Raw genomic sequence first — 26,517 nt, 5'->3', positions numbered from 1 at the left:
GAGGCTCGCCTCGGAGATGCCGCCTGCACGTGAGACTGGAACCATCGATCGGGAGGGATTGGGAGGGCGATTGGGAGGGATTGGGAGGTCGATTGGGAGGGATTGGGAGGCGACGCCGCATCGGGGACTTCAGATCAGGCTCCACCGCGCCGTCCGCGCCCTGCCGGTGAGCTTCACCAGCTCCAGCTGCCGCAGCGTGTGCAGGTTGTCCTTCACGGTCAGCTTGGGCGTGCCGGCACCGAGGTGCGCGTCGACCTCGCCGAGAGTCGCCGGCCCGATCTCGGAGAGAGCTTCCAAGATCCGCTGCTGGAGGGGGCTCAGCGGCCGGCTGACCCGGCTGGGAGCCACGTACCGGGTGGGATGGAAGCGCACCACGACCTCGCCGCCCCGCACCTCGAACTCGGGCGCGACCAGCCCCGCCTCCTCGGTCAGCGCGCGGATCTTCTGGGTGCCGCGCCCCCACTGCTCAATGATCCCGCGGAGGTGGAAGATGCCGGCGATGAGCGGGTTCCACGGCAGCGAAGTGTGGTCCACCGTGAGGTCCTCCGGCGTCAGGCCGAAGGGAAGCCGCCCGGTGCTGGTGATCTCCAGCCGGTCGTCGTACAGGGCGATGCCCACGGAGCCGCCGGGCATCGCGTAGTCGCGGTGGCAGAGCGCGTTCGCGAGCGCCTCGCGCAGGGCCACGGGCGGGTACAGCGGGTCGTCCACCCGCTCAAAGAGCTCCGGCACCACCCGGCCGGCCACGGGAAGGTGGTCGCGGAGGAAGCGCTGCGCGCGCAGCAGGAGGTCGAAGGCATTTCCCGTCTCCCGCCGGTTGTCGATGAACTCCGTCTTGTCCTTGCCACGGAAGCGCGCCAGGCGGAGGAGGCACTGTGGGTAGTGCGGGAGGAATCGGTCCGCCCGGCCGAACAGCGCGACCGCCGCGTTGAGCACCTGGCCGCCCTGCATCAAGCGCAGCCCCCGCAGCAGGTGCGCCGGGTCGCGCGTTCCGGGGTCGGCGAGCCGCGTCCGGCGGACCGCCTCCTCGACGGTGACCGTCAGCTCGCCCAGGTCGAGGTCGTCGATCCCGAAACCGTGCGCCGGCTGCGTCTCCCAGCGGTGCATCGGGTGCAGCCGCTCCAGCACCAGCTGGCGGAAGCGCTCCTGCGGCATCGCGGCGGTCACCGGGCCGTGGCGGACGTACGGGCGTCCGTCGTAGGCGAAGGGGCCGCTGGTGCTCCCCGGGACCGCGATGACGATCACCTCCCGGCCGCCCGCCAGCGGGACGCGCTCGGGCGTGAGCGCCGGCTGCGGGTCGATCCGCCGGATCTCGTGCACCAGATCTTCCAGGGTGCGCGTGGAAACTTCCTGTCCCACGATCCGGCCCTCGTCCGTCACGCCGAAAAGGACGTAGCCCCCGCGGCTGTTCAGCATCCCGCAGACGGTCCGCATCGCGTCGGAGCGCTGCCCCGTGCTCCGCTTGAACTCGATGATCTCCGACTCGCCGCCGGATACGAGGGATTCGACTTCGCCGATGGTCATCATGGAGGGGCGGGCGGTGAGCGGGCGAAGCGTTCGGAAAGTCCAGTTTGCATCAGAATCGCTCTCTCTCGTCTGCCCGACAAGGCTCCGCTCCACATCCGCCACCGGTGGCACGCCTGACGGGTCGGCCGTGGTCAGACGCGGCCCTGGCGCAACGTTCTCATTACGAGTATGATGATGCGGCACCGCCCGGTCAGCCCGCGGCAGAAGCGGCGGCGGGACGGCGCCGCGATTGCGTGGGAGGACGCGGGGTGCCACTTTCGCGCACGCCCGAAGCTCGCACTTCGCACCTCGCACTTCGCACTGGCCCGGTTCCCAGGAGCGCCCTTGGACCGCCCCTTCGACTCGGTCTACTCCCACGGCTTCGTGCGCGTGGCCGTCTGCGTCCCGCACGTGCGCGTGGCCGACCCGGGCTTCAACGTCGAGCGCACGCTGGGGCTGGCGCGGCGGGCGTCGGAGCTGGGCGCCGCCGTGGCGCTCTTCCCCGAGCTGGGGATCTCGGCCTACACCAGCGAAGACCTCTTCCACCAGAGCGCGCTGCTGGACGGCGTGGTGGACGCGCTCGGCGCTCTGGTGCGCGCGAGCGCCGGGCTCGCCCCCGTCCTCCTGGTGGGCGCGCCGCTCCTCTTCGAGGGCAAGCTCTTCAACTGCGCGGTGGTGGTCTACCGCGGCCGCGTGCTGGGGATCGTGCCGAAGAGCTTCCTCCCCAACTACCGCGAGTTCTACGAGCGGCGCCAGTTCACCCCCGGGCACCTGGCGGTCTCGCGCGAGGTGCCGTTCCTGGGCGCGACGGTTCCCTTCGGCGCCGACCTGCTCTTCGACGCCGTGAACGTGCACGGCTTCGCGCTGGGGGTGGAGATCTGCGAGGACGCGTGGGTGCCGGTGACGCCCAGCACCTGGCTGGCGATGGCGGGCGCCACCGTGCTGGCCAACCTCTCGGCCAGCAACATCACCCTGGGCAAGGCCGAGTACCGCCGCGACCTGTGCGCCGGGATCTCGGCCAAGTGCATCGCCGGCTACCTGTACTCGGCCGCCGGGCCGGGCGAGTCCACCACCGACCTGGCGTGGGACGGGCACGCGCTGATCCACGAGAACGGCGAGCTGCTGGCCGAGAGCCGCCGTTTCGCCGACGAGGAGCAGGTGATCGCTGCCGACCTGGACCTGGAGCGGCTGGCCCAGGACCGCATGCGCATGACCACCTTCAACGACTGCGTGGGCGCGCACCGCGAGCGGGTGCGCGAGGTCCGCCGCGTGGGCTTCGAGTTCCAGGTGCCGCCGGCCGTCTCGCCGCCGCTGCGCCGGGTGCCGCGCTACCCGTTCGTCCCCAGCGACCCGAAGATGCTGGACCTGCGCTGCTTCGAGGCGTACAACATCCAGGTGCACGGGCTGATGAAGCGCCTGGCGGCCACGGGGATCCAGAAGGTGGTGATCGGCGTCTCGGGCGGGCTCGACTCCACCCACGCGCTGATCGTGGCCGTGCGCACCATGGACCGGCTGGGGCTGCCGCGCACCAACGTCCTGGGCTACACCATGCCCGGCTTCGCCACCAGCACGGCCACGCGCGAGAACGCCTGGAACCTGATGCGCGCGCTGGGGATCACCCCGGGGGAGATCGACATCCGCCCCAGCGCCGAGCTGATGCTGCGCGACATCGGCCACCCGTTCGCGGCGGGCGAGCCGGTGTACGACGTCACCTTCGAGAACGCGCAGGCCGGCGAGCGCACCTCGCACCTCTTCCGCCTGGCCAACTACCACGAGGCGCTGGTGGTGGGCACGGGCGACCTGAGCGAGCTGGCGCTGGGGTGGGCCACCTACGGCGTGGGCGACCACATGTCGCACTACAACGTGAACGCCTCGGTCCCCAAGACGCTCATCCAGTACCTGATCCGCTGGGTGGCGGGGAGCGGCGAGGTGAGCCCGGAGGCCGCCGCCGTGCTGCGCGAGATCGTGGAGACGGAGATCTCGCCCGAGCTGGTGCCGCACCCGGAGGGGCAGGCAGACCGCTCGCGCCCCGCGCAGCGCACCGAGGACGTGGTGGGCCCCTACGCGCTGCAGGACTTCACCCTGTACTACGTCACCCGCTTCGGCTTCCGCCCCAGCAAGGTGGCGTTCCTGGCGCACCACGCCTGGGGCGACCGCGGGCGCGGCGAGTGGCCCGAGCTGGTGCCGCCGGAGAAGCGCGGCGAGTACACCCTGGCCGAGATCAAGCGCTGGCTGGAGGTCTTCCTCTGGCGCTTCTTCAAGACCAGCCAGTTCAAGCGCTCCGCCGTGCCCAACGGCCCCAAGGTGGGCTCCGGCGGCTCCCTCTCCCCCCGCGGCGACTGGCGCGCCCCCAGCGACAGCGAGGCGGTGGTGTGGCTGGACGAGCTGCAGAGGAACGTGCCGGACGGGAGTGCGTGAATGCTGAGTGCTGAGTGCGAAGTGCGAAGTGCGAAGTGCGGAACGACGAGGCCCCTCTTCCGGTTTCCCGGGAGCGGGGCCGGGTGCTGATCGCGCGGCATCGTCCGGCTGTTCGCGGTTGAAGCCTCACGCGGTTTGCGAGGCTTTCTGCCGTTGTTGCCGCGGCTTCAGCCGCCGCCGACAGGCTTAAACCGCTGAAACCAAAAGTCTTACGTCGTGCAATAGTACAACATTGATACCGTGCACATGACGAGGTCCGTAGCAGCACGATCATCCGCCCCGCATCTGCATCATTGTCCACTGCTTGGGACGGACATGACGGGCCTAAGTCAGGGTTGTTGACACGGGCCGGTCAATGGACTATCGTGATACTCCCCCACACCGCAGTACGCGGATCTTCCGCCGGAACCCGCACCGCCATGCCGTTCACCGCCATGCTGCTCGTGGCGGCGTCCTCGTACGTCGTCGCGCCCGCTACCCCGGCCTCCGCGCACCCGCGCGCGGACTCGTCGCGCACACCCGCCGCCCGCGCCGACGGGCGCGGCGCCTCGCACCCGCTGGCCACCGCCGCCGAGGCGGGCCTCTCCGCCACCGCGCTCATCCGCGCCGAGGAAGCCGTCTACTCCGAGATGCAGCGCGGGGCCTTCCCCGGCGCGGCGCTCGCGGTGGGGCGCGGCGAGCGGGTGGTGCTGGAGCAGGGCCTCGGCAACATGGGGCGCGGGTGGGACGGCCAGCCGGTGGACCCCGACCGCACCGTGTACGACCTGGCCTCGCTCACCAAGGTGGTGGGCACCACCACGGCGGTGATGCTGCTGGTGGAAGACGGGAAGATGCGCCTGGACGACCCGGTCTACGCCTACCTCCCCGAGTTCCGCGGCGGGATGAAGGACTGGGTGACCATCCGCCACCTCCTCACCCACACCTCGGGGCTGCCGGCCGGGATCGACATCCCCGACGGCTACACCTACGAGCAGGCGCTGCGCTGGGTGATGGGCACGCCGATCCAGCACCGGCCCGGGATGCGGGTCGAGTACTCCGACGTGGGGTTCGTGGTGCTCTTCGCCGCGGCCGAGCGCGCCGCCGGCGAGCCGCTCTACCGGCTGCTGGACCGCCGGGTGTTCGGACCGCTGAAGATGCGCTCCACCACCTACGCGGCCGGCGAGGGGTGCCGCCGCTGCGCCGGCACCTCGCGCGAGCACGGCGACCGCTTCCGCGGCTACGTGCACGATCCGATCTCGCGGCGGCTGGGCGGGATCACCGGCAACGCGGGGCTCTTCTCCACCGTGCACGACCTGGCGCGCTTCGCGGCGATGCTGGCCAGCGGGGGGACGCTGGAGGGCACGCGCGTGCTGCGGGCGTCGACCATCCGCATGTTCACGCAGCGCCAGCCCGGCGCCGGCACCCGCGCCCTGGGGTGGGACACGCCGGGCCGCCCGGGGACGGGGTCCACGGGGATGCGCGTGTCCGACCGCTCCTTCGGCCACACCGGCTACACGGGCACCTCCATCTGGATCGACCCCGACCGGGGCACCTGGGCGGTGCTGCTCACCAACCGCACCTACGACACCGAGGGCAACAACCGGATGCAGGCGCTCCGCCGCGAGTTCCACGACCGCGTGGCCGAGTCCGCCGACCTGGGCACCGGCCGCTACGGCTACTCCGCCGGCGGCAACTGACGGCTCCCTCGGACTCTCGTGATGCGAAGGCCCGTGCTGCGAAGCGCGGGCCTTCGTCGTCGGGTGGTTCCGCGCCGGGCGGCTCAAGCCGCGGCAACAACGGCAGAAAGCCTCGCAAACCCCGCGAGGCTTCAACCGCGCACCCCGGTCGGCTCCCTCCGCAGCCCGTGGTGCGCAACGCGAGGCAGAACCCCGTCCCGAGCGCCATACCGTAAAGTCCACCCTCTCCCGAAGTTGGGAGAGGGTTGCCGCTCCAAGGCGGCGGGTGAGGGCCCGCCGCCGCGCCGACGGCCGCTCTTTCGCACCATGCAACGAGGCCCGCGGATCGCTCCGCGGGCCTCGATTCGTTTCGGTACCCCTCGCCTACCGCCGTCCCCCTCCGCCCGAGCCCGAGCCGGTGGTCGTCTTGGGCGCGGCCTCGGCGGGGGCGTTCTGGCCGGGGGTGTTCGGCGAGGGCGGCTGGCCGGGCTCGGGGCGGCCGGCGCGGGCCGCCTGCGCCGCAGCCGGGTCGGTCACGTCGCCGCGGGCCTGCTGCGCCGCCTTCTCGCGCGCCGCGCGCACCCCCTCGCGCTCCATGCGCTCCACCATCGCCAGCACGTCCTGCGGCGGCGTGTACTGCGGCTTCTTGCGCGACGTCGTCTGCGGATCCAGCCCGGAGAGGATGTGGTCGTACTTGGAGCCGGGGTGCCAGAGCACCCAGTCGTCGAAGCCCACGTCGTACACCGCCTCCTTCTGCTGGCGCACCTGGGTGCCGCCGTACGTCTGGTGGTTCCTCCCCAGCCAGGGCGCGCTGAACGCCTGCAGCCACACCACCACGCGCGCGGGCGAGACGCCCGCCTCGCTCAGCCGGTCGTTGCGCAGCCGCGCCATCCCCGCGCTCTTGAAGATGGTCTGGTACGGCATCAGGTCCGGCTGCCGCACCCCGGGGAGGTGCGAGGGGAGGTAGTGCGACGGGTACATCATCGGCAGCAGGTGGTCGGCCGTGGAGGCGACGGTCTCCCACTGCTGCCCGATGTTCACGTCGCGCGGGTCGTTGGGCACCAGCCCGAACACGTCGGCCGTCACCGCCACGCCCAGCGGGTGCAGGCGGCGCTTGGCCTCGTTCAGGAACGCGGCGATGGCGTCGGTGCGGTCGCCGCGCGCCTTGGGGTGCACCTGGGTGGGGAGGCTCCGGTACGGCTCGGCGAAGCGCACGTAGTCGAACTGGATGGCGTCGAACCCGGCGCGCGCCACCTCCTCGGCGATGTCGAGGTTGTAGTCCCAGACGTTCTCGTCCCAGGGGCTCACCCAGGTGTTCCCCTTCTTGTCGCGCCAGAGCGCCCCGCCCGCCTGCTTCACCGACCAGTCGGGGCGCGCCTTGGAGAGCACCGGGTCCTTGAACACCACGATGCGCGCCATGGCGTAGATGCCGTGCGCGTGCAGCGTGTCGACGAACGTCTTCAGGTCGCCCAGCGTGAGCTCCGAGGGTTGCGCGAGCTGCATCGGCAGCTCCAGCTGCGAGCGGTAGTGCAGGCCGCGCTCGTCCTTGACGTCCACCACGAAGGCGTTGATCTCGGTGCTGTCGGCGATGCCCAGCAGGTGCCTGAGCCGCGGCCCGCCCGCCGCGTAGGCGTTCAGGTAGATACCGCGGATCTGCGCCGGGGCGTCGTCGCGATAGGCGCCGCCGGGCTCCTTCTCGGAGCCGGCGGTGGGGCTGGCCGAGTCGGCCATCGCCACCGCGGTGGTGTCGCGGCCGGCCTTGCCGTCGCCGCGGGCCTCGGCGTCGCCGCCTCCGCACGCCGCCGCCAGCGCCAGGGCGGGAAGGACCGCCAGGCGGAGGACGAGGTCGTTCTTCATGTGTCTATCTGCTTGGGATCCAGAGACTTCCGCCGGGCGCGCGAACGCGGCCCACCGGGGCGGAGACGGCAAGAGTCGCGCCGGGTGCGGACCGCGCGCGCCGGCGCGCCGACAAGATGCGGGCCGCCATCCGTCTCCGCGAGGGGGCCGCCAAACCGATCGGGCCTCACACGGAGTCAACGGAGTCGACAGAGAAAAACCTTCTCCGTCGTATTCCGTTAGCTCCGTGCGATTTCCCTCGACAGGTCGGATGAGGGATGGTGCCCGGCTACGGCTCCCAGAGGTTGTTGGAGCGGTCGGCGTCGGGGAAGAGGCGGCGCGGGTCGATCTCCACGCGCACCAGGCGGCCCGAGGCGGGGAGCGAGACGGTCGCCGTGCGCGTGCCGGCCCACTCCTCCACCGGCACCTCGCCCTCCACCATCGTCCCGTTCCCGGTGGTGACCACCACCGTGGCGGGCATGGGGACGTCGCCCAGGTCGCGCAGGGTGACCTCGACGCCGCCCTCCACCTGGCGCACCGAGGCGATCGCCTGGTCCATCACCCCCGTCTCGAACCACCAGGGCTGGAAGAACCAGTCCAGGTCGCGCCCCGCCACGCGCTCGAAGGTGGCGAAGAAGTCCCACGGCGTGGGGTGCTTCAGCAGCCACTCGCGCGCGTAGGTGCGCATCGCCCGGTCGAAGGCCGGCTGGCCGAGCACCGCCCTGAGCGCGACGAGCATGGTGGCCGGCTTGCCGTACGCGGCCACCGTGCGCGCGCCGTAGGGGCTCACCAGGTCGGTGTGGCGCATCAGCGGCACCTCGTTGTCGCGGCCGGCCACGCGCAGGTACGCCTCGGCGGTGCCCAGCCGCGGCGGCTCGGCGCCGGGGAAGAAGTCGGCCGCGGCCTGGTCTTCGTGGAAGGTGGTGAGCCCCTCGTCCATCCACGCGTACGCGGCCTCGTCCTGGCCCACCATCATCGGGAACCACTCGTGCCCCACCTCGTGGGCGATCACCGCCTGCAGCGCCTCGGCCTCGCGCGGCCTGGGGATGAAGACCAGCATCGGGTACTCCATCCCCCCGATCGGCCCCTCGGCGACGGTGACCTGCGGGTAGAGGTAGGGGACCAGGAGCCGGCTGAAGTACTCGATGGCGTGCTGCCCGTACCTCCAGGCGCGCTCCCACCCCGGGGCGCCCGGCCGGTAGAAGGCGTGCACGAGCGCGGACCGCGCCCCGCCGCCCTCGCCCGCGGGGACGGCGGCGCGGGCGGCGTCCCACAGGTAGCGGTCCGAGGCGGCGAAGGCGAAGTCGCGCACGTTCTCCGCCCGGAAGCGCCAGGTGAGCTTTCCCGTGCGCCGCGCGGTCGCCCGCCCCAGGTCGCCCTCCGCGACGACGTGGACCACGGAGTCGGACTGCGCGGCGCGGGCCAGGCGCTCGCGCGTCTGCCCGCTCAGCACCTCCTCGGGGTTCGCCAGCGTCCCCGTGGCGCCCACCAGGTGCCCGGCGGGGACGGTGATCGACACGTCGAAGTCGCCCCACTCCAGGTAGAACTCGCCGTCGCCCAGGTACGGGGTGGCGTCCCACCCGTTCACGTCGTCGTAGACGGCCACCTGGGGATACCACTGCGCCACGTTGAACGCCCGCCCGCCGAGCGCGTCCTCGTACGCGGTGCGGAACGTCCCCGCCGGGGGGACTTTGTGCCGCCAGTCGACCTCCAGCACCGCGCTGTCGCCGGGGAGCAGCGGCCGCGGCAGCACCAGCCGGGCGAGCGTGCCCTGCACCGCGTACCCCGCCGCCGGCGAGTCGACGACCGCCGTCACGCCGATGCGGCTGGCCGGCTGCTCGGCGAGCGCGCGCCCCTGCGCCGCGACGCGCTCCAGGGTGACGCCGCCGGTGTTGGGCGCCACGCGGTTCCGCCGCGCCGTCTCGGTGAAGATGTTCTGGTAGAGGTTGAGGACGACGGTCGCCAGCGTGTCGGGCGAGCGGTTGCGGTAGACGATGCGCTCGCTCCCGCGCAGCTCCGCCGTGCGCGGGTCGAGCTCGGCGCGGATGCGGTAGCTCACCCCCTGCTGCCAGTAGCGCGGCCCCGGCGCCCCCGTGGCGGCGCGCGTCCCCGCGGCCAGCGCGCGGCGGTACGCCTGCGTGGTGGGGACCGGCCGCAGCCAGCGGCGGGTGGTGTCCCGGGCCGCGGTCTCCGGCGCGGGCGTCTGCGTATCCGAGCGGGCGCCGGGCGCGCAGGCGGCGAGCAGCGCCAGCGCGCCGGCGACAAAGGTCTTCTGCAAGGGCGGCGGTCTCCGTTCGGGTGTCGGGATGGGCAATGTATCCCCCGCGCCCGCCGACGCCAGAACCCTGCCTCGCCGCAAAAAGAACAAACAGCAAAGCCTCACGCAGAGTCAGCAGAGTTAGCAGAGGAAACCACGCCCGGGGCGCCGATTTCTCTGCTACCTCTGCTTCCTCTGCGTGAGGCTTTGTCGTTCGATTCACTGTAGCGCACCCGCCAGCCAGCGCACGATGTTGAGCGCGAGCTGGCGGTCGTCGTTGTCGGGCCAGGTCCACCCGAAGCGCACCGTCCTTCCCCCGGCCGAGGTCACCTGCGCGGTGAGGAGCGCCGCCTCGCCCAGCACCACCACCCGGCCGCGGCCGACGGTGAGCGCCACGGCCTGCGCGCGCCCGTCCGCCGGGACGGCGCGGCCGCCGGGGAAGCGGTCCACGGCGCCCGGCGCCAGCGCCAGGAAGCCCACGCTCCCGGGCGGCCCCGCGAGCGACTGCCCGCTGAAGGTCTCCACGCGGCGGATCCGCTCGCGCTCGCCGCGCCCGCGGGTGATCGGGTGGTCGAGGATGCGCGCGCCCGTGTCGCGCTGGAAGACGAGCCAGGTGGGGCTGCCGGAGGTCCAGTCCGAGTGCGGGTCGTCGAAGGTGCGCCCCGTGCTCATGTCCACGCCGAAGCGCGCCGCCAGCCGCCGCGCCGCCGCGCCCGCCGGCTCGTGGTCGGCCACCAGCAGCAGCGCGCCGCCCCCGTCCACCCACCGCCACACCGCCTCCACCTCCTCGGCGGTGAAGGCCGGGCGCGCCGCGGCCTCGGCCGACGAGCTGTCTCCCAGCGCGTTGGCGATCACCAGCACGTCCGCCGCGCGCAGGGCGGCGGCGTCGAGCGCGCGGCGGCCCGGGGCGACGCGGAATCCGTCGTTCGCCAGCAGCGTGGCGAACGGGCGGTAGCGCCCCTCGGCGGTGTGGACGTTGAAGTGCGCCGCGTCGATCACCACGCGCGGGCCACTCCCCCGCGGGTAGGCGGGCTCGGCGACGGAGGCGTCGAACGCGGTGTCGGCCACCTGCGAGGCCTGCGCGCGACAGGGGGCGGCGGCCGACAGCAGGGTGCACAGGGACGCGCCGGCCCTGGCGGCGCTCGGGAGAGGTCGCATCGGGAGACTCCGGTCTGGGGAATCGTGAGATGCCGCGGGCGCGGCGGAGGGTGGCGCTACCCGGAAGGCGCGCGGCGGAGGCGGAGCGAGAGGAGGAGGCCGAGCGCGAGCGAGACACCGGCGTGGAAGGTGAGCGCGCCGGCGCCCAGCCCGCCGCCCAGCACCCGCGCGGCGCCGTCGGTCGGGGGAGCGAGCGCCGCGGCCAGCGCCAGCGCCAGCCCCGCGCCGGAGCCCGCAAGCACCAGCGCGGCCGAATCCGCCGCCGACCGGGTGTCGGGAGACGGGGGATGGAGCCGCGGCCGCAGCGAGAACGCCCGCGCCGGCACGCCGCCGAGCAGCGTGGCCGCCGCGTGCGCCGCCGCCGCCAGCACGCCGACCCCCGCGGCCAGCGCCGCCGCGACCGCGACCGCCGGCACCGGGCCGCGCACCGCCGTCGCCGCCGCGAACCCCACCGTCTCCATCACGGCCGCGGCGGCGAGCACGGCCACGGCGGCGGCCGCGCGCAGCGGGTGAGCGGCGAAGACGCCCGGCGCCGCCGCCCCGCGCTCCGCGGCGATGCGGCGCACGGCCAGCGCGTCGGGCAGCGCGCCGAGCACGCGCAGCGCCAGGTCGAGCCGCGCGGCCCAGCCGAGCGCGCCGCGCCGCTCCAGCCAGGCCCGGCGGTGCAGCAGCTCGGCGTGCCACTCGCGCGCCCAGTCGCCGCGCGCGGGCGCCGGCACCAGCCGCGCGGCGAGGGAGATCAGCCCGAGCAGGATCGGCATGAGGCTCACCCCTCGGCGGGGCGGGGGGCGGACGGGGCGCGGAGGCCGTGCTCCAGCCCGGCGAACTTGCGGCGCGCCTCGCCCAGCACGGCGGCGCCCTCGGCGGTCAGCTGGTAGTAGCGGCGCGCCGGGCGCCCGTCGCGGCGCGCGGCCTCCTCGCCCTCCCAGTCCGCCGTCACGAAGCCCAGCGCCTCCAGCCGCCGCAGCAGCGGGTACACGGTGCCGCTCGCCAGCCCCGTCGCGTCCATCACGTCGAAGCCGTAGCGGCACCCCTCCGCCAGCGCGCGGAGCACCAGGGCCGTCGGGTAGGTCAGGTTGAAGCGGGCGCACATGGGCGGATCGGGGGTTCGTGACGACCTCCAGTAGAATTCTACATAGGGTAATGACGCGGGTCAAGAAGATCGTTCATGGGGCGGCGGGGGGACCCTCTCCCCCGCGCGGCCCCGGTCGCTCGTTCCTCACGACCAGGGGCCGCGCTCCCCTCTCCCAGACTGCGGGAGAGGGGAAACACCTCGGCGCTTCGCGCGACGACACCGAGCGCAGCGCAAATGCAATTCTGCGGTTGAAGCCTCGCGGGGTTTGCGAGGCTTTCCGTGGTTCCAGCGAGTGTCTTCAGGCACTCGGCGGAGGGTGCTCGCGGCTACGGCAGGTGCTCCACCAGCAGCCGCAGCACGCCCTCGGGGTTGTCGGTGTTGAGCCAGTGGCCGCCCTCCAGTTCGTGGAGGAAGACGCGGCCGGTCGCCTCCCCCGCGGCGCGGATGCGCCCGGCGGACTCGGGGTCGAGGCTGTCGGAGCGGGTGGCCTTCACGAAGCGCAGCTCCACGCCTTCCGGCGGCTGCTCCACCACCGGCCACAGGTCGGTGCGGAAAAAGTCGCGCAGCATCTCCTCCATCGCGGCGAAGTCCAGCCGCCAGCGGTAGCGCCCCTCCGCGGGCTCCAGGTTGATCGCCATCCACCGCGCCACGCCCTCCTCGTAGCCGGCACGCATCAGCGCCTGCACGGCTTCGTCGCGCGAGCCGAACTCCGGGGGGAGCGACTTCACCACTTCGATCATCCGCCAGGCGGTCCCCGACGGCTCGCGCACGGCCACGGTGGAGTCGACCACCCACGCCTGGCGCAGCTCGGCGCCGTGGTGCTGCGTGTAGACCAGCGCCACCTTGCCGCCGAAGGAGTGGCCGAGCACGGCCGCCGCGTGCAGGTCCAGGTGCGCCACCAGCGCGTCCACGTCCGCCGCGCTCGCCGCGATGGTGTGCGGGCCCTGGAACGAGCGCGACTGGCCGTGCATCCGCAGGTCGACGAGCACCGCCCCCCACTCGGGCCGCGCCTCCGCCAGCCGCCGCGCGATGGTGCCCCAGTTGCGCCCCGCGCCGAAGATCCCGTGCAGCACCAGCAGCCACCGCTCCGGCTCGCGGCCGGGCGCCGCCACGCGCGAATGGGCGAGAATGGGGTCGGACATCGAAAGTGCGTGAGTGCGAAAGTGCGAAAGTGCGAAAGCAACGGCGGATCGGCGTCAGTCATCGTCTCGCCGGTCAGGCGAGTCTCGGCGAGCAGTCCGCGAAGGGGACTTCCCGCCGTTGCAGCCCCCGGTTTCAACCGGGTATTGTGGCCGGAACAACGCACTCACGCACTCTACTTCTTCCCGCCGCCGATCGGATCCGCCGTGGCCTCCAGGTCCTGCTCCACCTTCCTCTCCACGTCGGGCTTGCGGGTGGCGAAGTAGCGCAGCGCCTCCATCGACAGGGCGCAGAACGACGCCCACGCCAGCCCGGTGAAGAACCCGCCGATCACGTCCGTTGGGTAGTGCACCCCCAGGTACATGCGCGAGAGGCCCACGCCCAGGATGATCACCGTGGCCACGAAGAAGGTGAAGCGCTTCAGCGCCCGCGTGGGCTCCAGCCGGGCGATCAGGTACGCCAGGGTGAAGTAGGCCACCATGGCCGTCATCGAGTGCCCCGAGGGGAAGCTCGACTCGCCCGCGTACGGCGCGCGCCAGGGGAAGAGGTCCGGCCGCGGCCGGTCGAAGAACGCTTTCAGGCTGGAGCTGATCAGCGCCGAGCCCACCATCGCCACCCACAGCAGCACGGCCGAGAAGCGGTGGCGGGTGTGCCAGAGGAAGAAGCTGGCGATCACCACCACCGTCCACACCACGGTCCCCGCCCCCAGCGCCGTGACGTCGAGCGCGATCCCCGTGAGCATCGGCGAGGCGTGGCGGTCCAGCCAGAGCAGGACCGAGTCGTCGAACGCCTGCGTCTCGCCCTCCGCCACGTTCATGGCCAGCTCGGCGAAGCCGAAGACCGCGATCAGGATCACCACCACCGCGGCGATCAGGAAGACGCCGATGGCGGCGTAGAAGCCGCTGACGTGGCCGGCGATCCAGCGCAGGAAGCCGAACAGCCAGCGCTGGCCGCGCGTGTCCGGCGTGCGGGGGGAGGCGCGGCGCTCGCGCCGGGGGCGCCGCTGGGCCGTGCTCTTGCTCATGCACGCGCTGAAAAGCAGGAAGCGTACCTTGCGGGCGGCACCCCGGCGGCGTACGCTGCGGCGCATGATCCGTCTCGAGGAGGTCACGAAGGAGTACGGCGGCTGGCTGGCCCGCGCCCGCGGCCGCACCGTGCGCGCGCTCGACGGCGTGTCGCTCGCGGTGGAGCCGGGGACGGCGCTGGGGATCGTGGGCCCCAACGGCGCCGGGAAGAGCACGCTCATCCGCCTGCTCCTAGGCTACCTGCGCCCCACCGCCGGCCGGGTGACCCTGGCCGGGGCGGCGCCGCGCGTCTACGTGGAGCACCACGGCGTCGCCTACGTCCCCGAGGTGGTGGCGGTCCCGCGGCACTGGAGCGTGCGCTTCGCCCTGCGCGCCTACGCGGCGCTCGGCGAGGTGCCCGACTGGCGCGCCCGGGTCGACGCCGCCGTCGAGCGGCTGGGCCTCGGCGAAGTGGCCGACCGGCGGGTGAGCGCGCTCTCGAAGGGGACGCTGCAGCGGCTGGCGATCGCGCAGGCGCTCCTGGGCGAGCGGTGGCTGATGGTGCTGGACGAGCCCACGAACGGGCTGGACCCGGAGTGGATCGCCAGGCTCCGCGACATCGTGGCCGAATGGCGCCGCGCCGACCCGCGCCGCACCGTCGTGATCGCCTCGCACGACCTGGACGAGCTGGAGCGCTCGACGGAGCGGGTGGCGGTGCTGGAGTCGGGGAAGGTGCGCGAGGTGATCGACCTGCGCCCCGTGGCCGGCTTCCCCGCGTACCGGCTGGAGGTGGAGCCCGCCCCCGGCGCCGCCGAGGCGGTGCGCGCCGCCTTCCCGGGCGCGGTGCCCGAGGAGGGCCCGCCGCTCGCCTTCCGCGTGGAGGCGAAGGACACGGCGGAGCTGAACCGCCGGGTGGCCGAGCTGATCGGGCGCGGGCTCACCGTGCGCGCGCTGGCGCCCGAGCGGGTGACGCTGGAGGACCGCTACCGGCGGCGTAAGGGCGGGAAGCGAGGAGGCGGGCGATGATCCCACTGCTGCTCTGGTCGATACGCTGGCGCTTCCTGGCGCTCGCCGCGTTCTGTCTGTTCTTCTACCTGATGGAGCCCGGCTTCCACTTCCACGGCGTGCCGGGACCCGAGACCCCGCCGGAGCTGGTGGAGCCCTCAGGGCTTTCGTTCTCTCTGGCGAACCTGGCGGGCCTGTCGGTGCTGGTGCTGCTGTGGGGCTTCGTGGCGACGGACCGGAGGCGCGGGTATTACCGGATCTACTTTTCCCATCCCACCCGCCCGCTCACCTACTACGGCGTGCGCTGGCTCCTCGGGTACGGAGGGGCGCTCGCGACGGCGGCCCTGTTCCTGGTCCTGGGTCAGCTCGCAGCGTGGGGCGAGATCCGCACCGGAGCGCGCACGCTGGAACAGGCAGCGTTGATGGCGCTGGTGTACGGCGGGATCACGGCCTTCTTCTCGGTCCTGCTGCGCTTCGGGGACAGCCTGCTGGCCCTGGGGGTGTTCGCGGTGACGGAAACATGGCAGGGTGCGATCAGCGTGTTCGCGGAAATAGGCACGACACCGCTCCCACCCACTCTATCACAGGTGATCGCCTTCATCTTGCCCCCGCACGCCACGATCACCAGCACCTACCAGGCCTGGGAGGCAGGCGTTTGGGCCTGGGGCTCGATCGCCTACGTCGCCGGCTACGGGATCTTCTGGCTGGTCGCCGCGGGGCTGCTGCTGCACCTGCGCGAGTGGCCGTAGCCGGAGCCCTCGTCCGGACCGTAGGGGCGAGGCCTGCCTCGGCCGGCGGAGGTCGCCCGTGCGCGGCAGACGGCCTCCGGTGCCGACGCCGCCTCAGCTCGGACTCGCAGGCTCGCCCCTACGACACCCCCAGGCGCTTCGCGCGACGAGACCCGCGTGAGGGATGCGCGCCCGGCAGGGCCGGGACGCCGCCGCGACACGGGGTATCGTCGCGGCGGTGGCCCGGCGCCGTTGGGCACGGTGGTATCGTGCCCTCCGGCGCGCGCAGCCCGGCCCGGAGCGCAGCGGAGGGATACGCCCGAAACCGAAGTGCGAAGTGTGGGGTGCGAAGTGCGGAGTGCCGGGGCCCACGATCCGTCATAAACACCGCCCTCCCCGCGTTCATCGGACGCACCGCCTTGAACGAGCGCGGCGGGCGTGGTAGATTCCCCGCGCCCGCAACCTCATGCGGCGCTTCTTTTTTCCGCTCTCCACCGTTCCCGAGGTCCATCCCAGCATGCGTGCCTTCGCCGCCCTCCTGGGGCTGTCGCTCGCCGCGTCCGCGCTCAACGCACAGGCGCCGCGCATCACCGAGCGGGGCGACCCGTCGGTCAAGGACGACACCATCTACCGCCTGGCCGTCAAGCCCGAGGACTTCCCCGACGAGTCGTCGGTCCTGCTCCTGGACGACGGCGTGGTGATCTACAACGCCGACGGCACCGACTCACGCACCTACCGCACCGTGGCCCAGGTGCTCACCCAGGAAGACGTGGAGGGGTGGGCCGAGAACACCTTCGGCTACGACGCCTCGCGCCAGCGCCTGCGGCTGAACTGGGCCCGGGTGATCGGGCCCGACGGCAGGGTGATCAGCGACAGGCCCGCGCAGGACCGCGAGAGCCTGGCCGAGGTCTCGGAGTCGGCCCCCGTCTACACCGACCAGAAGGTGCGCCGCATCTCGCTGGCCGGGGTGGTGCCGGGCGCCATCGTGGACTACAGCTACACCATCGAGAACGTGCAGCCGCTGCTGCCGGGCGACTTCCTGGCCAACTGGAGCGTGCACGCCGGCCGGCCCGTGCGGCGGTCGCGCTACGTGGTGGAGATCCCCGCCAGCCTGCAGCCGCGCGTGAAGGAGGAAAACCTCGACTTCACCCGCAGGACGCGCCGCGGCGACGGGACGGTGGTGTACGAGTGGTCGACCGCCGAGGTGCCCAGGGTGGAGCCGGAGCCGTTCGCGGCCGACTCGAACGGGGTGTGGATGTCCATCACCATGACGGGGCCGGTGACCTGGGCCGACGTGGCGCGCTGGTACCACGGGCTCTCGCACGACCGCTACGCGGTGACCCCGGAGATGGAGGCGCGCTTCGCCGAGGTGGTGAAGGACGCGAAGACCCGCGACGACTCGCTCCGGGCGCTGCACCGCTGGGTGGCGCAGGACTTCCGCTACGTGTCGCTGTCGCTGGGGATCGGCGGGTACCAGCCGCGCACCCCCGCCTCGGTGCTCGAGGCGCAGTACGGCGACTGCAAGGACAAGGCGACCTTCTTCATCGCGCTGGCGCGGCGGATGGGCGTCGCCGCCTACCCCGTGCTCCTCTCCTCGACCGGCGGGGTGGAGCGGGGGATGCCCTCGCTCAGCCAGTTCGACCACATGATCGCGGCGGTGGAGAAGCCGGGCGGCGGCTACACCTTCCTGGACCTGACGGCGGAGCTCACCCCGTACGGCTCCGTCCCGCCCTCGTACCAGGGCGAGTTCGGGCTGGTGGTGCACCCCGACGGCCGCGCCGAGGAGGTCACCTTCCCCGAGGACCCGCCCGCGGCCAACCGCCGCGAGACGAAGATCGCGGGCGAGCTGGCCCCCGACGGCACCTTCCGGGGGACGGTGGACACGCGGGTGGGCGGCGGGATGCAGTACGCGCTGCGCAACGCCTTCGCGCGGCGCTACTCGGCGCGCGAGAAGCAGGACCTGGGGCGCAGCGCCGCCCAGGGGATGTTCGAGGGCGCCACGGCCGACAGCCTGGAGATCTTCGACGGGCGCGACCTGCTGGCCGAGCCGCGCACGCGCCTGTGGCTCTCGGGCGGGCGGGCGGCCAGCCGGAGCGGCGAGACGCTGATCCTCACCCTCCCGGTGGGCAACGGCGAGTCGAGCTCCACCATCTCCGAGCTGGAGGCGGCGCCGGCGCCGCGCCGCTTCCCGATCGACGTGGCGGCGGTGGTGGGCCCCATCGAGAGCGTCAGCGAGTTCCGCGTGACGCTCCCCGCGGGCTATCGGGCGCGGCTGCCGCAGAACGTGACGGCCACCAGCGCCTTCGGCACCTACCAGGCCGAGTACGCGCAGGCCGGGCGCGAGCTGCGGGTCACCAAGCGCATCCGCGGGGCGCGCGGGGTGCTCCCGCCGGACCAGGTGGGCGCGCTGGTCGCCTGGCTCAAGGAGATGTCGAAGGACGACGTGCGCTTCGTGGTGCTGGAGCCCGCCGGGAGCTGAGCCTCCCGGCCCTCCTCACGAAACGGTGCGGTGCGCGCCGCCGGCGGTATCGCCGGTGGCGCGTTCGCATCGACTCGCGCGACCCTCGTCACGCCGGTGGACAAATTGTTTGTTTCTCCCCCGGCGGCGGGTTATCTTGCACGTTGAGCGCGCTGCACTTCCGCGCGCTTTCACGGCAGGGATTCCCCGAAAACGTTTTCTCTTCCCCAGCGACACCCCGGTGCCCGGCAAGACCGTGCTCCTCGTGGACACGCACGAGGACAGCCGCGCCATCTACGCCACCATCCTGAAGCACCACGGCTTCGGGGTGCTGGCCGCCGCGTTCCACGCGGAGGGGGTGCGGCTGGCGCGCGAGCGGCTGCCGGACCTGATCGTGCTGGAGTACGGCCTTCCCCGCTCGGAGGCGCTGGAGGCGGCGCACGCGCTGCGCTCCGACGCGCTGACCGGGACCATCCCCCTGCTGGCGCTCAGCACCGCCTTCTCCGAGGCCGACCGCGAGCGGGCGCTGGCCGCCGGCTTCAGCGCCTACCTGCTCAAGCCCTGCCCCCCGCTCCAGCTCCTCGCCGAGACCCGCCGCCTGCTGGGGATGCGCCTGCACAACGGGCACGAAGCGTCGCGAGAATAAATCCGGAAAAGCCTCACACGGAGTCAACGGAGAACAAAAAGGGGTTCTCTGTTGACTCCGTTGACTCCGTGTGAGGCTATCAGTTTGGGGGTTGATGCCGTAGGAATCGCCCGTCGCCTAAAGCTCTTCGGGACGCAGGATGATGGGGACGATGGAGAGGGTGAGGACGCGGCCGTCGCGCAGGACCTCCATCCGCATCGGCTGGCCGGGGCGCGCGCCGCGGGTGGGGGCCTGGCCGCCCGTCTCGGTGAAGCGGCGGCCGGCGATGGAGATCAGGACGTCGCCGGGGCGCACGCCGGCGCGCTCGGCGGGGCTGCCGGGCTCCACCCCCTTCACCCGCGGCGGCGCCGACGCCCAGAACACCCACCCGTCCTCGCCGCGGCGCCACCCGCAGTCGCCGCACTCGAGCTGCACGCCGAAGCGCAGCGGCGGCCGCCACCGCTCGCCCATGCCGCCGCCGCCGGGCGACTTCCACCCGGGCCGCTCGGGCGACGTGTTCACCACCAGCCCCGGCGTGTTGCACCCGGGGACGGGCACCAGCCGCACCTCCTGCTCCTCGCCGTCGCGCCGCACGCGCAGGGTGACCGGCCTGCCCGGCGCCAGGTTCGCCAGGCGGCGGCCGCCCTCGGGGGTGGTCACCAGCGCGCCGTCGACGGCGGTGATCACGTCGCCCTCGCGCAGGCGCCCCGCCGCGGGGCCCGCCGGGTCCAGGTCCCACACGCGCGGCTCGGCGGAGAAGTCGTGCGCCATCCCCCGCGCGGTGCGCAGGTTCACGCTGCAGTTGCCGCCCACGCAGTGGAAGAAGCCGATCCCCAGCGTGGCCGTGCGCGGGAGCCCGTCCGCGCAGGGGCCCGCCTGGGCCGCGGCGGCGGACGCCAGCAGCGCGGCCGCGAGGGCGGGGACGGCGAGTCCGGGGCGGAAGGGCATCGTCACGACGGCGGGTCAGAAGCGGACGTCGGGCGCCGTCTCCACGTTCGCCAGGTGGCGCGTGCTCGACACGGTGCGGTAGATGGTGCTGGCGCTGCTGTCGCGCGACGGCAGCCGGGTGAGCTCCTTGGCGGCGCCGTACATGGCGGCCAGGGCGGCCTCGCGCCCCTGCGCCAGCTCGGCGGGCTCGGCCTGGCCCGTGAGCGCCGCGAACGCCGCTACCGCGGCCACGTACTCGGTCCCCGCCCGCTGCACCCGCGCGGCCGCCTCCATCGCGGTGGCCGGAGTCTCGGCCGGGAGCGCGGGGTCCGGCCCCGCCGCCGCGGTCGTCGTGCGGCCGATGCCGACGCCGCCCACGAAGAGGAGCACGGCGGCGGCCGCCCGCTGCCAGGCGGCCGACGGCGCCGAGCGGCGGTGGAAGGGCGCCACGGCGGCCGGAAAGGGGATCACCCGCCGGTCCGGCTCCACCGTGCGCGCCTCGACCCCCGGCCACAGGTCGCACGCCGGCTCGGCGCGGCGCGGCAGGGCGCCCAGGGCGGCGGTGAGCGCGCGGACGCGCTCCACCCGGCCGCGGCACTCGCCGCAAGTCGCCAGGTGCGCCGCCACGGCGGCTTCGTCGCCGGGCGGGAGCGTCCCGTCGGCGTAGTCGTGCAGCGTGGCTTCTCCGTAGTGCTCGTTCATCGCTCCAGGGCCTCCATCATCAGCCTGCGCGCGCGGTGGAGCTGGCTCTTCACGGTCCCCACCGTCACGCCCAGCAGCTCCGCGGCGTCGTCGTACGGGTATCCCTCCACGTCCACCAGCAGGAGCACCGTCCGGGCCCCCTGCGGCAGCCGGGCCATGGCGCGCTCCAGGTCCACCCGCGTGTCGGGCATGGCGCGCCGGGCCTCGGCCGCGTAGCGCGACACGTCGTCGGTGCTCAGGATGCGCGCCTCGCGGCGGTGCTCGGAGCGCAGGTGCTGCAGCGTGGTGCGCACGGCCACCGTGTGGATCCAGGTGGAGAGCGCGCTCTCGCCCCGGAAGGTGGCCAGGTTCTGCCACACGCGCACGAACACGTCCTGCGTGAGCTCCTCGGCGCGCTCCGTGTCGCAGGTCATGCGCAGGGTGAGCGCGTACACGCGCTGGTAGTGGGCGCGGTACAGCTCCTCGAACGCGCCCGGGGCGCTCGGCTCGGTGGCTCGGGAGCGGTTCACCGGCTGCGGCAGGCTGACGACCGTCACGCGGGCTCGGGTGTGTGGGCTTCCGTCACTTGCCGGTGGATAGGTTGCCGGGGCCGGGGAGAAAGTTGGAAGGGCGCCCGCCTCTCATGATGCGTTGGCGGATGATCGGGGGAAAGGCGGCTGAAGCCACGGCGACAACTGCAGAAAGCCTCGCCAACCCCGCGAGGCTTCCACCACGCAAACCCATCTCGCTCCGCGCATGGTTTTGTCGCGCGCAGCGCCGAGGTGTTTTCCCCTCTCCCGCAGTCTGGGAGAGGGGAGCGCGGCCCCTGGTCGTGAGGAACGAACGACCGGGCCGCGCGGGGGAGAGGGACCCGGCGGCGCAGCCGCCGGACGGTCGAGGCATGCCTCGACCCTACGCCAGGGTGCGGAAGTAGTCCTCCAGCCGCCGCGTGCCGCGCACCGGCGCCACGCAGTCCACCTGGCTCACCGCCGCGCCGAACGCCAGCAGCGCCGCCAGCCGCCGGTTGAAGGGCCTCGCCAGCAGCGCCATGGTGCGGAAGACGGCCGGCGGCACGCGGGTAACCTTGGGCTCGCGGCCCACGGCGCGGAAGGCCAGCTCCACGATCTCCCGCCGCGTGAGCACGTCCGGCCCGCCCGCGGCGATCTCCCGCTCGGGGGAGGCGAGCGCGTCGGCGCACACGACCGCCACGTCGGCCTCGTGGATCGGGTTGGTGCGCGCGGAGCCGTCGCCGATCACCGGACCGCGACCTTTCTTCGCCATCTTCGCGATCTCGCCGAGGAAGGAGAAGAAGCCCGTCGGCCGCACCACGGTGTGCGCCAGCCCCGAGCGCGCCAGCTCGTCCACGAAGCGCTCGTGCGCATCGGTGTACTCCAGCCCGCTCATCGCCTCCCCGCCGAAGACGGAGACGTAGACGAGCTTCCGCGCGCCCGCCGCCCGCGCCGCCGCGAGCAGGCTGCGGTTCCCCCGCCAGTCCACCTCCAGGAACGAGCGCCGGTCGCCGAGCGCGCCCAGGTCCATCGACGCGCCGGCGCAGGAGAGCACCGCGTCCACACCCGCGCACGCCGCGCCGAGCGATGCCGAGTCCAGCAGGTCGCCGCGCGCGGCCTCGTCGGCCTCCACGCCCGCGGCGCGCAGCCGCTCCGGCGCGCGGGTGAGCGCCCGCACCCGGTAGCCGCGCGCCTTCAGCTCCCGCACCACATATCGGCCGAGCTGGCCGGTGGCCCCGGCCACGAGGACGAGCTCCATCGTGTTCATCTCCCCTGGAAGTCAGATCGCCGTCCGCGGCGAGCGGCAAAGTAAGCCGCGGCCGGACGGCGTTGATCGGAAGGCTTCCGGATGTGGTGTGGGGAGATACCCGACGTGAGATGCCCGTCCGTCTGAGCCGGCTCTGGTGCGCTACGAAAGAACCCCGGAAATTTCACACAGAGAAACAGAGACACAGAGAACTACGAGCAGTTCCTCTGTGTTCTCTGTGTCCTCTGTGAGAGCCAAGCTGTTGCTGGTTCTCGGCTCAGGGCGAGGCGGCGGAGGCGGCGCCGCGCGCGACGGGGGAGATGACGCTGTTGTAGCGGAAGGTGTACTCGACCGGCGCGCCGGCGCCGGTGATGGTGCCCTGCAGCTCGCCGCGGCGGTCGCGCCCGGCCCACCGGCCTGAGCCGGGGGCGAAGAACACCAGCCCCCGCTCCTCTCCCTCGGCCCGCATGTACTGCACGCGGCCGGCCTCCTCCACGGTGCTCTCCAGGGTGATCTGCGAGCGCGCCTCGATCACCACCACGCGCTCGCCGCCCACCAGGCTGTCGCCGCGCACCCGGTAGCTGCGCACCGCCACGAACCGCTTCGGCGCGGCGCTGAGCGGGCCGGGCACCGAGACCACGTCCGACCAGGTGCGCCCCGGCGTGAGCGGGCCGTCGGGGAGCGTGGTGAAGAAGTCGGTGAACTGCTGCGCCAGGTCGGCGATCCCCTCCACGGCCGCCGGGAAGCGGGGCGACGAGAGGGTGGTGGCCTGGCTGCGCGGGGTCAGGCGCAGCACGAACGGCTTGCCCAGCGCCTCGCCGGTGGCGGGCTCCTGGCTCCCGTGCGGGGTGGTCTGCGAGAGCGAGAGCGACTCGTACCAGGCCAGCGCCGTGTCGCCGCGGGCGAAGGTGAGCGCGATCAGCGAGTTCTGGCGCATCCCCGACTCGATGCGGGTGCCGCCCATGGTGAGCGTGCTGCTGCTGGTCGTGATCTCGCGGTAGCGCAGCGTGTCGCGCTGCGACCGGTTGAGCGCGGGCACGCTCTGGGCGCGCGCGGAGGAGGCCGCCAGGACCAGCAGCACGGGCAAAAGGATTCTCTGCATGGGATGGGAGGTGGGACGGGTGGTGGCGTGGGGGTGCTAACAAACTGGCATCGGCGCGCGGGTCGCGCAAGTTCCTCGTGATTCAAGGGATCGGCTGCTCCGGGAGACGGTAGCAGGTCGGGCGAGTCTTCGTAGGGGCGAGACATGCCTCGACCGCCGGGAGCCGGACTGTGCGAGACAGGATGATAGCCGGAATCTGTTCAGAAGAGCGAGATCTGCTCGCCGATCTGGCGGGGGTCGACGGGGCGCAGGCCGAGCAGGCGCTGGACGTCTCGCGCGGAGGCCGGGCTGTGGCCGGCGAAGTGGTTGTTGGCGTAGCCGTAGACGTCGATCCCGCGCGAGGGCATCTCGCGCAGCACGGCGGCCCAAGCGGAGAGCTCGGTCGAGCGGTCCACCTGCACGTGCGAGAAGTCGGTGAGGTCGCGGTCGGGGCCCATCCAGCGCACGTAGTGGAAGTCCGCCGTGGGCCGCCAGGCCAGGTCGATCACCGTCTCGCGCGTCATCCAGCGCCCGTCGCTGAGCGCCAGCGCCACGCCGTGCTCGGCCAGCAGCGACAGCAGGTCGGGGAGCACCTCGGCGCGCGTCCACCGCTGGTGGCGCAGCTCCACCGCGAAGCGCAGGTCGCGCGGGAGGAGCGGGAGGAAGGCGGCCAGCGCGTCGTACTCGGAGGGGAGGAAGTCCGGCCCCATCTGCACCAGGACCGGCCCCAGCTTGGGCCCCAGCAGCCGCGCGCGCTCCAGGAAGAGCCCCACCACGTCTTCGCTATCGCGCAGCCGCCGCTCGTGGGTGACCTCCTGCGGCAGCTTGAGCGCGAAGACGAACCCCTCCGGCGAGCGCGCCGCCCACCCGCGCACCGTGTTCACGGGCGGGACGGCGTAGAAGGTCGAGTCCACCTCGACGGTGGGGAACGCCTCGGCGTAGCGGGTGAGCATGTCCGCGGGGCGCGTCCCCTCGGGGTAGAACGGCCCCACCCAGGCGGCGTAGTTCCACCCCTGCGTCCCGACCAGGATGCGTCCCGCCACGGCTCCTCCTTCTCGCTGCATGGAAGCGCCCGCCCAAGTGGACGGAGCGCACGGGCATCATCGGGAGAACGAGGTGTCGGCGCAAGGGGCGGAGGCCCTCACCCGACGCCGCTACCGCGTCGCCACCCTCTCCCAACCTTCGGGAGAGGGTACTTTACGCGACTCGGCGTCGGTGGAAACCGGGTTGCGCGGTTGAAGCCTCGCGGGGTTTGCGAGGCTTTCCGTAATTCCAGCGAGTGTCTTCAGGCACTCGCAACATCGGCGGATCGCACAAACCCGCGTGAGGGATGCGCGCCCGACAGCGCAGCCCGGCCCGGAGCGCAGCGGAGGGACACGCCCGAACCCGCCGTTCTACAGCTCCGCCGCCCGCCTGCCGCCCCGCTCGGCGAGCAGCCGCGCGACGCCGGCCGCGCCCGCCGCTTCGGCGACGTCGAGCGCGGTGTGCCCGTCGCCGGCCACCAGGTTCGGGTCGGCGCCCCGGTCCAGGAGCAGCCGCACCAGCGCTTCGCGCTCCGCCTCGTCCCACGGATGCTCCCCGTCGACGTCGTGGTACTTCGTCCACGCGGCCCAGTACAGCGGCGTGCTCTGGGGAACGTCCCACTGGTCGATGCGCTTGTTCACGGAGGCGGGGTCCTCGCGCAGGCGGGCCTCCACGTGCTCCCGCAGGCCGAAGCCGGCCGCGTCGTGCAGGTCGATGGCGCAGTGAGAGCGCATCCACGCGAAGACCTCGGCCTGCTTGTTGTGCTGCGCCCAGGAGAGCGGCGTCGAGACGAAGGGATTGTCCCGGTTGCCGATGTCGGCGCCCCTGGCGACGAGGCGCCGGACCATGGCCAGGTCGCCGTCCCACGCGGCGCGGTGCAGGGCCGTGCCGTTGTTGACGCCGGTCATGTCCCAGTTCCCGTCCTTCTCCAGCAGGAAGTCCACCGCCTCGGGGTGCCGGTTGACGTAGGCGAAGAGCAGCGCCAGCCCGACGGCGTCGCGCTCGGCCATCGGCCTGCCGCCCCGGCGCGGGCGCGACCGCAGCCGCCCGTCCTCGCCGAAGAAGCCGCGCAGGAGGTCCATCCGCCCCAGCGCCGCGGCGGCGCACACGTCCGGCTCGGCGCCCAGCTCGATCAGCTTCTCGGCGGCGCGCGGCGCATGGTTCGCCAGCGGCAGGTCCAGGACGCTCCTCCGCCCCCAGTCGGGGATCACGCGCTCCGAGGCCCCCAGGTCGAGCGTGGCGCCGCGCTCCAGCAGGAGCTCGATGAGCGGCCCCGAGACGCCGGCGTCGCTCGCCATCTTGCTGGTGATGACCAGGCCCATCGTGGTCCCGCCGCTGGGGCCGAGCGTCTCGGCGTCCACCTCGGCGCCGTGGTCCAGCAGCAGCCGCGCGATCTCGACGACGTTCGCCGGCACCGGGGCGGGGCGCCCCGGGTTCCAGGCCACGTGGTGCAGCAGCGTGGCGCCGGTGAAGTAGCCGTACGGCGGCTCCAGGTCGGTGCGCGCGTGGACCAGGGCGGGGTCCGCCGCGAGCAGGGCGCGCAGCCGCCCGAGGTCGCCCGCGTCGAGCGCGGCGGCGGCCTCGCCGAAGCGCGGGTGCGGCCGGAACTGCGCGACGCGGCTCCCCACCTCGACGCGGTGCTTCAGGGCGGCCCAGCTCTCGAAGCCGTACTCGCGGGCGAGCACCAGCTGCGCGTCGGCGAGCGCCAGCGGCCGGCCGAGCACCGCCTGCGGCGAGCGGCCCTTCAGGCGCGGATGGTGCGCGGCGATGCGCGCGGCGGCGGAAGGCTTTCCCTCGCGGTGAGCGCGCTGGAGCTCTTTCGCCTGGAGCTTGAGCTGGGCGAGGCTGGGACGTGCGGGGAGGGAACGCGTGGGCATGATACGCTCCTTTCGTGGGCGCCCGTCGTCCGCACGCGGGCCGAAAGAAGCGTGGCCGGATTGTACCTCTGCCTCACAGGCGGGACTCGGTCCCTTTCCGCGGACGGGCGGCGCCCTGCGCGCTCGACGTTCAGCATAGCGCCTCCGCCCGGCGGCATCAATGGGAACGTCGTACGGAGTCCGGCAACAGGATTTTGCACGCAGAGTCAGCAGAGTTGGCAGAGGGCCTCTCTGCTGACTCTGCTGACTCTGCTGACCCTGCGTGAGGCTTGTTGTTTTTTCCAGGCCCGGGATCAGGGTCAGTACGGCTC

Annotated in this window: 21 protein-coding genes; 6 read left to right on the top strand and 15 right to left on the bottom strand. The window is 73.0% G+C overall.

Annotation, left to right across the window (positions count from 1 at the left end; genetic code table 11):
- Positions 1 to 129 precede the first annotated feature (129 nt).
- Positions 130 to 1,524, bottom strand: coding sequence for an ATP-binding protein (locus VF746_16355; GenBank protein ID HEX8693996.1), 1,395 nt, complete (start codon positions 1,522 to 1,524; stop codon positions 130 to 132).
- A gap of 324 nt (positions 1,525 to 1,848) precedes the next feature.
- Between VF746_16355 and VF746_16350 the strand changes: the two genes are divergently transcribed.
- On the top strand, positions 1,849 to 3,921 hold the full coding sequence (locus tag VF746_16350; protein HEX8693995.1) for an NAD(+) synthase: 2,073 nt from the start codon (positions 1,849 to 1,851) through the stop codon (positions 3,919 to 3,921).
- Between the two features lie 419 nt (positions 3,922 to 4,340).
- Entirely contained in the window at positions 4,341 to 5,597 is a 1,257-nt protein-coding gene (locus VF746_16345; protein HEX8693994.1) for a serine hydrolase domain-containing protein, read from the top strand.
- A gap of 363 nt (positions 5,598 to 5,960) precedes the next feature.
- On the opposite strand, the gene VF746_16340 is transcribed toward VF746_16345, so the two are convergent.
- From VF746_16340 to VF746_16310, 7 genes are all read right to left on the bottom strand, one after another.
- Complete coding sequence (locus tag VF746_16340; GenBank protein ID HEX8693993.1) at positions 5,961 to 7,433, bottom strand: putative glycoside hydrolase; 1,473 nt, start codon at positions 7,431 to 7,433, stop codon at positions 5,961 to 5,963.
- 268 nt (positions 7,434 to 7,701) lie between these two features.
- A complete protein-coding gene (locus tag VF746_16335; GenBank protein HEX8693992.1) occupies positions 7,702 to 9,690 on the bottom strand; it encodes a M1 family metallopeptidase in 1,989 nt (662 codons plus the stop codon).
- A 198-nt stretch (positions 9,691 to 9,888) separates the two neighbouring features.
- On the bottom strand, positions 9,889 to 10,827 hold the full coding sequence (locus VF746_16330) for a hypothetical protein (GenBank protein ID HEX8693991.1): 939 nt from the start codon (positions 10,825 to 10,827) through the stop codon (positions 9,889 to 9,891).
- Between the two features lie 56 nt (positions 10,828 to 10,883).
- Positions 10,884 to 11,588, bottom strand: a complete 705-nt coding sequence (locus VF746_16325; GenBank protein ID HEX8693990.1) for a hypothetical protein — start codon at positions 11,586 to 11,588, stop codon at positions 10,884 to 10,886.
- A 5-nt stretch (positions 11,589 to 11,593) separates the two neighbouring features.
- The gene (locus tag VF746_16320) at positions 11,594 to 11,920 is read right to left on the bottom strand and encodes a PadR family transcriptional regulator (protein HEX8693989.1); all 327 of its coding nucleotides are present in this window, start codon (positions 11,918 to 11,920) and stop codon (positions 11,594 to 11,596) included.
- 308 nt (positions 11,921 to 12,228) lie between these two features.
- On the bottom strand, positions 12,229 to 13,044 hold the full coding sequence (locus VF746_16315; protein ID HEX8693988.1) for an alpha/beta hydrolase: 816 nt from the start codon (positions 13,042 to 13,044) through the stop codon (positions 12,229 to 12,231).
- A gap of 173 nt (positions 13,045 to 13,217) precedes the next feature.
- Positions 13,218 to 14,066, bottom strand: coding sequence for a phosphatase PAP2 family protein (locus VF746_16310; GenBank protein ID HEX8693987.1), 849 nt, complete (start codon positions 14,064 to 14,066; stop codon positions 13,218 to 13,220).
- Positions 14,067 to 14,130: 64 nt separating this feature from the next.
- Here VF746_16310 and VF746_16305 point away from each other — a divergent pair, with 64 nt between their 5' ends.
- The 4 genes from VF746_16305 to VF746_16290 all read left to right on the top strand — a co-directional run bounded on the left by VF746_16305 (position 14,131) and on the right by VF746_16290 (position 18,883).
- The gene (locus tag VF746_16305) at positions 14,131 to 15,072 is read left to right on the top strand and encodes an ABC transporter ATP-binding protein (GenBank protein ID HEX8693986.1); all 942 of its coding nucleotides are present in this window, start codon (positions 14,131 to 14,133) and stop codon (positions 15,070 to 15,072) included.
- Positions 15,069 to 15,800 (top strand): hypothetical protein, encoded by a 732-nt coding sequence (locus tag VF746_16300; protein ID HEX8693985.1) that lies wholly within the window; start codon positions 15,069 to 15,071, stop codon positions 15,798 to 15,800. The genes VF746_16305 and VF746_16300 overlap by 4 nt, the downstream gene beginning before the upstream one ends.
- A gap of 496 nt (positions 15,801 to 16,296) precedes the next feature.
- Entirely contained in the window at positions 16,297 to 18,258 is a 1,962-nt protein-coding gene (locus VF746_16295) for a DUF3857 domain-containing transglutaminase family protein (GenBank protein HEX8693984.1), read from the top strand.
- A gap of 220 nt (positions 18,259 to 18,478) precedes the next feature.
- Positions 18,479 to 18,883: a response regulator gene (locus VF746_16290; protein ID HEX8693983.1), complete on the top strand. Its 405-nt coding sequence runs from the start codon at positions 18,479 to 18,481 to the stop codon at positions 18,881 to 18,883.
- Positions 18,884 to 19,000: 117 nt separating this feature from the next.
- On the opposite strand, the gene VF746_16285 is transcribed toward VF746_16290, so the two are convergent.
- The 7 genes from VF746_16285 to VF746_16255 all read right to left on the bottom strand — a co-directional run bounded on the left by VF746_16285 (position 19,001) and on the right by VF746_16255 (position 26,206).
- Complete coding sequence (locus VF746_16285; protein HEX8693982.1) at positions 19,001 to 19,810, bottom strand: PDZ domain-containing protein; 810 nt, start codon at positions 19,808 to 19,810, stop codon at positions 19,001 to 19,003.
- Positions 19,811 to 19,825: 15 nt separating this feature from the next.
- Positions 19,826 to 20,491 (bottom strand): zf-HC2 domain-containing protein, encoded by a 666-nt coding sequence (locus tag VF746_16280; protein ID HEX8693981.1) that lies wholly within the window; start codon positions 20,489 to 20,491, stop codon positions 19,826 to 19,828.
- A complete protein-coding gene (locus VF746_16275; protein HEX8693980.1) occupies positions 20,488 to 21,027 on the bottom strand; it encodes an RNA polymerase sigma factor in 540 nt (179 codons plus the stop codon). Before VF746_16275 ends, VF746_16280 begins: the two co-directional genes overlap by 4 nt.
- Before the next feature lie 355 nt (positions 21,028 to 21,382).
- Complete coding sequence (locus VF746_16270; GenBank protein HEX8693979.1) at positions 21,383 to 22,237, bottom strand: SDR family oxidoreductase; 855 nt, start codon at positions 22,235 to 22,237, stop codon at positions 21,383 to 21,385.
- A gap of 265 nt (positions 22,238 to 22,502) precedes the next feature.
- A complete protein-coding gene (locus VF746_16265; protein ID HEX8693978.1) occupies positions 22,503 to 23,327 on the bottom strand; it encodes a hypothetical protein in 825 nt (274 codons plus the stop codon).
- Between the two features lie 200 nt (positions 23,328 to 23,527).
- A complete protein-coding gene (locus tag VF746_16260; GenBank protein ID HEX8693977.1) occupies positions 23,528 to 24,349 on the bottom strand; it encodes a DUF72 domain-containing protein in 822 nt (273 codons plus the stop codon).
- A 351-nt stretch (positions 24,350 to 24,700) separates the two neighbouring features.
- A complete protein-coding gene (locus tag VF746_16255) occupies positions 24,701 to 26,206 on the bottom strand; it encodes an ankyrin repeat domain-containing protein (GenBank protein HEX8693976.1) in 1,506 nt (501 codons plus the stop codon).
- Positions 26,207 to 26,517: the final 311 nt, after the last annotated feature.

Origin of the sequence: Longimicrobium sp., assembly GCA_036389795.1 — a bacterium.
GTDB lineage: Bacteria > Gemmatimonadota > Gemmatimonadetes > Longimicrobiales > Longimicrobiaceae > Longimicrobium.
This window is presented reverse-complemented; position numbering and strand designations above follow the sequence as displayed.

Excerpts from the sequence above, each read along its gene's own strand:
- VF746_16355 (HEX8693996.1), bottom strand. The coding sequence starts at position 1,524 with ATGATGACCATCGGCGAAGTCGAATCCCTCGTATCCGGCGGCGAGTCG.
- VF746_16345 (HEX8693994.1), top strand. The coding sequence starts at position 4,341 with ATGCCGTTCACCGCCATGCTGCTCGTGGCGGCGTCCTCGTACGTCGTC.
- VF746_16340 (HEX8693993.1), bottom strand. The coding sequence starts at position 7,433 with ATGAAGAACGACCTCGTCCTCCGCCTGGCGGTCCTTCCCGCCCTGGCG.
- VF746_16330 (HEX8693991.1), bottom strand. The coding sequence starts at position 10,827 with ATGCGACCTCTCCCGAGCGCCGCCAGGGCCGGCGCGTCCCTGTGCACC.
- VF746_16325 (HEX8693990.1), bottom strand. The coding sequence starts at position 11,588 with ATGCCGATCCTGCTCGGGCTGATCTCCCTCGCCGCGCGGCTGGTGCCG.
- VF746_16320 (HEX8693989.1), bottom strand. The coding sequence starts at position 11,920 with ATGTGCGCCCGCTTCAACCTGACCTACCCGACGGCCCTGGTGCTCCGC.
- VF746_16315 (HEX8693988.1), bottom strand. The coding sequence starts at position 13,044 with ATGTCCGACCCCATTCTCGCCCATTCGCGCGTGGCGGCGCCCGGCCGC.
- VF746_16310 (HEX8693987.1), bottom strand. The coding sequence starts at position 14,066 with ATGAGCAAGAGCACGGCCCAGCGGCGCCCCCGGCGCGAGCGCCGCGCC.
- VF746_16305 (HEX8693986.1), top strand. The coding sequence starts at position 14,131 with ATGATCCGTCTCGAGGAGGTCACGAAGGAGTACGGCGGCTGGCTGGCC.
- VF746_16300 (HEX8693985.1), top strand. The coding sequence starts at position 15,069 with ATGATCCCACTGCTGCTCTGGTCGATACGCTGGCGCTTCCTGGCGCTC.
- VF746_16295 (HEX8693984.1), top strand. The coding sequence starts at position 16,297 with ATGCGTGCCTTCGCCGCCCTCCTGGGGCTGTCGCTCGCCGCGTCCGCG.
- VF746_16285 (HEX8693982.1), bottom strand. The coding sequence starts at position 19,810 with ATGCCCTTCCGCCCCGGACTCGCCGTCCCCGCCCTCGCGGCCGCGCTG.
- VF746_16280 (HEX8693981.1), bottom strand. The coding sequence starts at position 20,491 with ATGAACGAGCACTACGGAGAAGCCACGCTGCACGACTACGCCGACGGG.
- VF746_16270 (HEX8693979.1), bottom strand. The coding sequence starts at position 22,237 with ATGGAGCTCGTCCTCGTGGCCGGGGCCACCGGCCAGCTCGGCCGATAT.
- VF746_16265 (HEX8693978.1), bottom strand. The coding sequence starts at position 23,327 with ATGCAGAGAATCCTTTTGCCCGTGCTGCTGGTCCTGGCGGCCTCCTCC.
- VF746_16255 (HEX8693976.1), bottom strand. The coding sequence starts at position 26,206 with ATGCCCACGCGTTCCCTCCCCGCACGTCCCAGCCTCGCCCAGCTCAAG.